At 67.2% G+C, this 6,484-nt stretch carries 9 protein-coding genes; all 9 read right to left on the reverse strand.

Features of this window, described 5'->3' with window-relative positions:
* Positions 1-386: flagellar biosynthetic protein FliO (gene fliO / locus AC5RUF_RS16070; protein ID WP_494131259.1), on the reverse strand; the 386-nt coding region annotated here is incomplete at its 3' end.
* Positions 386-1,087 (reverse strand): flagellar motor switch protein FliN, encoded by a 702-nt coding sequence (gene fliN / locus AC5RUF_RS16075; protein WP_493997238.1) that lies wholly within the window; start codon positions 1,085-1,087, stop codon positions 386-388. The genes fliO and fliN, both read right to left, overlap by 1 nt.
* Before the next feature lie 2 nt (positions 1,088-1,089).
* On the reverse strand, positions 1,090-1,959 hold the full coding sequence (locus AC5RUF_RS16080; RefSeq protein WP_493997239.1) for a flagellar motor switch protein FliM: 870 nt from the start codon (positions 1,957-1,959) through the stop codon (positions 1,090-1,092).
* 89 nt (positions 1,960-2,048) lie between these two features.
* Positions 2,049-2,861 carry an OmpA/MotB family protein gene (locus tag AC5RUF_RS16085; RefSeq protein WP_494131260.1) on the reverse strand — a complete coding sequence of 271 codons (813 nt, stop codon included), beginning with the start codon at positions 2,859-2,861 and terminating at the stop codon, positions 2,049-2,051.
* Complete coding sequence (locus AC5RUF_RS16090; RefSeq protein ID WP_493997241.1) at positions 2,858-3,667, reverse strand: motility protein A; 810 nt, start codon at positions 3,665-3,667, stop codon at positions 2,858-2,860. The genes AC5RUF_RS16085 and AC5RUF_RS16090 overlap by 4 nt, the downstream gene beginning before the upstream one ends.
* Entirely contained in the window at positions 3,667-3,990 is a 324-nt protein-coding gene (locus AC5RUF_RS16095) for a flagellar FlbD family protein (protein WP_493997242.1), read from the reverse strand. Before AC5RUF_RS16095 ends, AC5RUF_RS16090 begins: the two co-directional genes overlap by 1 nt.
* Before the next feature lie 156 nt (positions 3,991-4,146).
* Positions 4,147-5,349, reverse strand: a complete 1,203-nt coding sequence (locus AC5RUF_RS16100; protein WP_493997243.1) for a flagellar hook protein FlgE — start codon at positions 5,347-5,349, stop codon at positions 4,147-4,149.
* Between the two features lie 40 nt (positions 5,350-5,389).
* Positions 5,390-5,830: a flagellar hook capping FlgD N-terminal domain-containing protein gene (locus AC5RUF_RS16105; protein ID WP_493997244.1), complete on the reverse strand. Its 441-nt coding sequence runs from the start codon at positions 5,828-5,830 to the stop codon at positions 5,390-5,392.
* A 15-nt stretch (positions 5,831-5,845) separates the two neighbouring features.
* On the reverse strand, positions 5,846-6,484 hold a 639-nt coding region (locus AC5RUF_RS16110; RefSeq protein ID WP_494131261.1), incomplete at its 5' end, for a flagellar hook-length control protein FliK.

A 6,484-nucleotide genomic window follows, 5' to 3' on the forward strand; every position in this document is an offset into this window, starting at 1 on the left:
GGGGCGGCCGGGTCGGAGCCGGAAAGGGTCCCGGCGGTGGGATCAGTGGCGGCATACTGCGCACCGTCCGCGGCGGCCTGCAGCGATGCGGCGAATCCGGCATCCGGGGCCAGCTCCGCCGTGTCCGTTTCCGGCGGAAGGTCCGAGGTGTGCAGGACGTTGACCGAACCTTCCGTAACGCCGAGCAGGAAACGCTGCCCGCCGGTTTCCACGACCACCACGGAGGCCTTGGGGGTGATGGGCTGCCGGCTGACTACCCGGACCGGTACCTGCTCGGCGCGTCCGGCGCCGGCGGTACGGCTGAAGCGGCGTTGTAGCCACCACAACAGGCCGAGGACGGCGCCCAGGGAAACCAGGACACGGAGTCCCAGAAAAAGTGTTTCCACTAATTGAGCCCCTCGACCACATCCAGGATCTTCGTGATGCGGACGGCGTAGTCCTGATCGATGACCACCACCTCGCCGTTGGCAATGAGGCGCCCGTTGAGCAGGATGTCCGCCGGGGCGCCGGCTGAACGGTCCAGTTCCACCACCCGTCCGGGTTCGAGGTTCAGGACGTCGCGAACGGACATGCGGGTGTGGCCGATCTCCACCGTCAGTGCCATTTCGATATTGTTGATGCGGCCCATCTTCGCGACGATCGAGTCGTCGGCGGCGCCGCCCTGGACGGACGGGGTGTCCCGCAGGCGGATGGCGAACCAGCCGGCGGTTCCTTCGGCCGAGCGGAGCTCAAACACCACGCTGTCCGGGTCGGCGAACAGCGCCGAGGCGTCTTCGGTGCGGGCTTCACCCAGCACGCCCACGCCGAGGGTGGCGCTGGCGGCTTCCAGTGACGGCCGGAGGACGTCGGCGGCGGACACCAGCGGGGAGTCGGTGCCGGCGACGTCGGCCAGCGGGGAGGCGTTGGCCAGGATGACGGCGAGATCCGCGGACTCGGCTCCAACAAAGGAGGCGGTCACGGCAGCGGCCGTGTGCGACGCCGGCACTCCGGCGCCGGTGTGCGGGATCGGTTCCAGCACCAGCGGGGTGGGCAGGCCGCGCACCAGCGCGGAAACGGCATCAGCGTGCAGGCTGTGGGGACTGGACATGGCTACTTCTCCTCGATACTGACGATGCTGCCGGCAAGGCGTGACCCGCTGGCTCCTACGGCGGCCTGGGCCAGGGTCTGTCCGTCAACGGTGACGTTCAGCGGGCGGTGCCTCGGGTGCCCCAGGTTCAGGACGTCGCCCACGGCAAGGTTCAGGACCATGGCGGGCTTCACCACGATGGGTTCCAGCTGCAGGCAGACCTTCACGGGGACGTGCGTGAGCTGCATCTGGATGAGCTCGGCCGGGGTGGCGTGCGTGGACTGGGCGCCCAGCGGGTCCAGCTGGGGAAGCAGTGCGGCGGCGGGAATGGCAACGGTGGCCGGAGCGGTGGTTTCGCCAACCACCATTTCGAAGGTGGCCACGATCATCGGGTCTCCGGAGGCCGCTGCCTGCGCGAACTGCGAGTTGTACTGGACGGAGGCGAGGGTCAGCGGCGAGGTCAGCAGATGGCCCAGGGAATAGTGCAGGTCCTCCACCGCGTCGTCCATGATCTTGCCCAGCAGCGCCTGTTCAATGTGCGTGAACTTACGCTCGGGCGCGCTCTGGAATCCGGTGCCGCCAAGCATGTGCCCTACCCAGGACAACGCCGCGTCCATGGGGAACTGGATCACCGCTTTGGCTGATGTGGCGGCCATGTTGAACAGCACCATGCCGGTGTTGTCCGGCAGGGAAGCGGCGTATTCGTCGTAGCTGAGGACCTGGACCTGCTCGGAGGTGACCTGCGAGAGCACACGCACCTTGGCGGTGAGCTGGGTTCCCCATTGGCGGGCGAAGGTGTCGAAAGCCATTTCCAGTACCCGGGCATGTTCACGGGCCAGGGTGGTGGGCCGGCTGAAGTCATAGACTTCTACCGGCCTGGCTTTGGCTGGCACGCTCTTTGCGGGCGCGCTTAAGGGAGGTGATTCTTGGACCGTCACACCCCGCACTATCGGCAGGGTGGCCGGTTGCGTAAGGAACGCGGTCAGTTGCCGGCCGCAGCCTGGCGCTCGGCCACGATTCCGGGAATCAGGGAACGGACATCCTCGCTCTGCCCGGACAGGACCACAATGTCCACCCGGCGGTTGCGTGCCAGTTCCTCGGCCGTGGTCCCGGGGGTCAGGGGCCGGGACTCACCGTAGCCCACGGCCTTGATCTGGCCCTGGAGCACGCCGCCGTTGGCCACGAGGTACCGCAGCACGTTCACTGACCGGGAGGAGGAAAGCTCCCAGTCCAGCGGGTCGCTGGCGAACTGGCGGACCTGCGCGGTGTGGCCCTCCACCGATACCTGGTAGGTGGTGGGTGCGAGCGCCGGACCCACGGTGTCCAGGACCTGGGTTGCGGCGGCGGTCAGGTCGGCCAGATCCGGCGCGAAAAACATTTCGGAGCTGACCAGGCGGATGGTCAGGCCGCGTTCGTCCATTTCGAACCGGACGGCGTCTTCCAATCCTTTTTCCTGCAGCCCGGCGTAGATGGCGTCCTGGAGTGCGGTGAGGTCGTCGACTTCCTTGGCGGCCAGGGAGGCGTCGGGTTCAATGATTTCCTCGTCATCCACCTTGTCGGGCGGGACAATGATGCCGACGGCGGTGTCCACGGTGTTGGTCTCCGCGGCGCCGAAGCCGGTGGCGAGGGAATCCTTGAGCTGTTCGAACTTCTGCTGGTCCACGCTGGACATGGCAAACAGGACGATGAACATACACATGAGTACGGTGACCATGTCCATGTAGGAGGCCATCCAGCGTTCGTCCGGGTGGTTCTCCTCCTCCACCTTCGGCTTGCGCCGCTTGCTGGTGCTCACGCCGCGTCCTGGACCTTCTCTGCCTTATCGGCCTTGTCCGCCTTCTCCTTGGTCCCCAGCGCGTGGGCGGGGACCATGGCGCGCAGGCGTTCGCCCAGCAGCCGCGGCTGACTGCCGGCCTGCACGGCCAGCACGCCTTCCATGAGCAGGGTCATTTCCTCGGCTTCGAGGTCGGCCAGGCGCTTGAGCCGGGTGCTGATGGGCAGCCAGATGAAGTTGGCGGACAGCAGGCCCCAGAGAGTGGCCACGAAGGCGGTGGCGATCATGGGTCCGAGGTGGTCCGGGGTGGAAAGGTTTTCCAGCACGTGGGTCAGCGAGACCACGGTACCGATGATGCCGACGGTGGGCGCATAGCCGCCCAAGCTGTTGAAGAACTTGACCGCGATCTTGTCGCTGGCGGTCTTGGTGGCCAGTTCGTCTTCGAGCAGCATACGCAGCTCGTCCCCGTCGGTGCCGTCGGCAATGTTCTGCAGTGCTGTGCGGAGGAACGGGTCGTCCACCTCGGCGGCGTCCTGCTCCAGGGACAGCAACCCCTCGCTGCGTGCCTTTTCCGCCAGCAGGACCACCCGATCGATGGTCTCCTGCGGCTGCGGGGTCTTGCCCATGAACGCGCGCGGCAGGGACTTGAACGAGATCAGGAAGTCCTTCAGCGTGCCGCCTGCCAGCCCCACGGCAATGGTGGCACCGAACACGAGGATCATGGGGGCCGGCAGCAGAAGCGCGGAAACGTGCGCCCCTTCAAGCGTGATCATGGCGTAGAGCGAGCCGAAGGCGAGCACCAGGCCGATTATTGTTGCTGGATCCATTAGTTGTTCCTAGGGCGAAGGGGCACTGTCTTGCTGGGCGAGGCATGGTCACCGGCATCGCCTGACGGTCCGGGCGAAAAGACCTCGGGAACCAGCCCCAGCCCGGGCCTTTCGTGGACCTGCGGGGGAATGTCCCTCGCCATGGAGATAACGAGTGCCCGGTAGGCGGCAATCTCGTTGATGACGGCCTGCATGCTTTCAGTCACGATGTATTTCGAGCCGTCCACCATCACCAGGGTGGTGTCCGGGTTGGCGTGGATCCGCTCGATCAGGTCAGGGTTGATGGCAAACTGGGCATCGTTCAGACGCGTAAGTACAATCATTGCCCCGTCCTGGTCCGTTCCGCGGGACTCCGATAAGCCCTCACCCCTACTTTCGGCCGCGGGCGCGCCGTTGTAAGCAATTCCCGGACGACGCCGGGCGGTTAACCGCCGAACGGCCCCGCTGCGGTGCAGCGGGGCCGTTCGGGCGGAACCGGGTTAGCGCTTCAGGTTGGTCAGTTCCTGCAGCACTTCATCCGAAGTGGTGATAATGCGGGCGTTGGCCTGGAAGCCGCGCTGGGCCACGATCAGGTTGGTGAACTCCTGCGACAGGTCCACGTTGGACATTTCCAGCGAGCCGGCAATGGCATTGCCCATGCCGGGATCGCCGGGGCCGCCGAGGACGGGATTGCCCGAGTTCACGGTGGCGGTGTAGCCGGAGTTGCCGGCCTTTTCCAGGCCGGCGGGGTTGGTGAAGGTGGCGACGGCGATGCGGGCCAGGGACTGCTTGGCGCCGTTGGTGAAGGAGCCGATCAGGGTGCCGTCCTTGGCAATGGAGAAGGACTCCAGGGTGCCGGCCGCACGGCCGTCCTGGCCGGTGACCGACGCGGTGCTGACGCCGGCGTAGCTGGACAGTCCGGTCAGGTCCACCTTCGCGCCGTTCACGGTGATGGAGGCATCGCTCCCGGCCACCTGCTTGCCGTCGGTGAAGTTCAGGTTCGCTGTTGCGGGGGCTGAACCGGGCGCGGAGACGGACCAGCCGGTGCCGGTGCGGGTGAAGGTCAGCGGGATAACGCTGGCCACGCCGTTGTTGTTGTAGACGGTCATGTCGCGGACGATCGTGCCGGCCGGGCGGGGCGGAACGGTCGTTGCATCGGCCGGCAGGGTCTCGGAAGGCAGGTTACCGCCCATGGTCACGTTCGCCGTGGCCTTGGCCGGGGAGATGGCTCCGTCCGGGAGGGTGACGTTGCCAACGGCGCCGCCGGTGTTGATCACACCGTCAACGCCGGTCCAGCCCTGGACGATCTTGCCGTCCGTGGTGACCAGGCGGCCGGAGGCGTCGACGTCGAAGGCGCCGGCACGGGTGTACGTGGTCTGGTCGCCCTGGCGGGTGACGAAGTAGCCGTCACCGGAAATCATCAGGTCCGTGGCGCGGCCGGTGGACTGTGCCGAGCCCTGGGTGAAGTTGGTGGTGATGCCCGAAACCAGCACGCCGAGGCCTACCTGTGCCGGGTTGGAGCCGCCGTTGTTGGCGCCCGGGGCGGTGGCGCCCTGGGTCAGCTGGGAAAGGGTGTCCTGGAACTGCACGGCCGTGGCCTTGTAGCCCGAGGTGTTGACGTTGGCAATGTTGTTGCCGGTGACGTCAAGCATGGTCTGGTGCGAACGGAGACCGGAGATTCCGGAGTAAAGGGAGCGGAGCATGGCTTGCGCCTTTCAGCTTGGGTGGTGCCGGGAGGGAGGGTTATGCAGTGGGTGCTTTGGGGGTGGATCCGGCGGAGACGACTCCGGAGATCCGGTCCAGCAGGATGTCCTGCCCGTTGACGTTGACGGTAGGAACCCCGGCGGCGTAGGAGACGGACTGGGCCGTTCCCGTGACGGCCGCGCCGTCGTCGTCGGTGTAGGTGACGTTCTGGCCGATCAGGGCTGCGGCGGCGATACGCATTTGCAGGGAGAAGTTCTCTTCGTCCATCTTGGCCATGGCGGTGAGCTGTTCCATGGATGCCAGCTGGGTGGTCTGGGCGATCATGTCATTGGTGTCCATGGGCGAGCTGGGGTCCTGGTTGCGCAGCTGGGTGACCAGCAGGTGCATAAAGACCTCGCTGTCCATGGTCTGTTTGGGCGTGCGGGTGGGCGCGGCGGCAGTGCTGGTGCCGGCGGTTGCCACTACTGCTTCGATAGGCACAGGTGGTCTCCTTTTCTAGGCCAGGAAGTCGATGGTTGAGGCCGACGCCGGGAATCCGGGGCGGTAAGTGCGTGGGGCGGGATCGTCAGCGGCTGCCTGCCGGGAACCCGCAGGAGCATCGGCATCCGAGCCGGGCAGGGCCCCGCCGTCCTGCCGTTCCGTGTCCTGCCCCGGGGCGTCCTGGGAGGACAGGGACAGGTTGGCGTTCATACCGGAACCGGCAAGGTCCCGGCGCAGGTCCGTCATCAGGGTCCGCAGCGCGTCGCGGCCGGCTTCGGAGGGCGCGAACAGTTCAATCCGCACCCCGTCTGCGCCCACGTGGGCGCGGACGGTGACCGGCCCGAGGTTGTCCGGGGTGATGCTCAGCGTCATCACGTGGTCACCCTGCGGCGCCGCGGCCAGGCTGAACAGCGGCTGGGCTACCTGGGCCAGCAGCGGCGTTCCGGCCGGCGCGGCAGCGACGTGAACGGGGGCCGCAGCGGCCGGGGCCTGCGCGAGCACCGTGGGGGCAGCGGCCTGCGGCAGCACAGCGGAGACGTGCGCCCCGGGGGCGGCGGGAGCAGCACCCCTCCCCACCGCGGGCCCAGGCGGTGGAAGCGGTGCGGGGGCGGCGCACGCGGGCCCCGGCATACCGGCGGGGGCCCCCGAAAACCC

It is taken from the genome of Arthrobacter sp. Y3224198 (assembly GCF_059090025.1).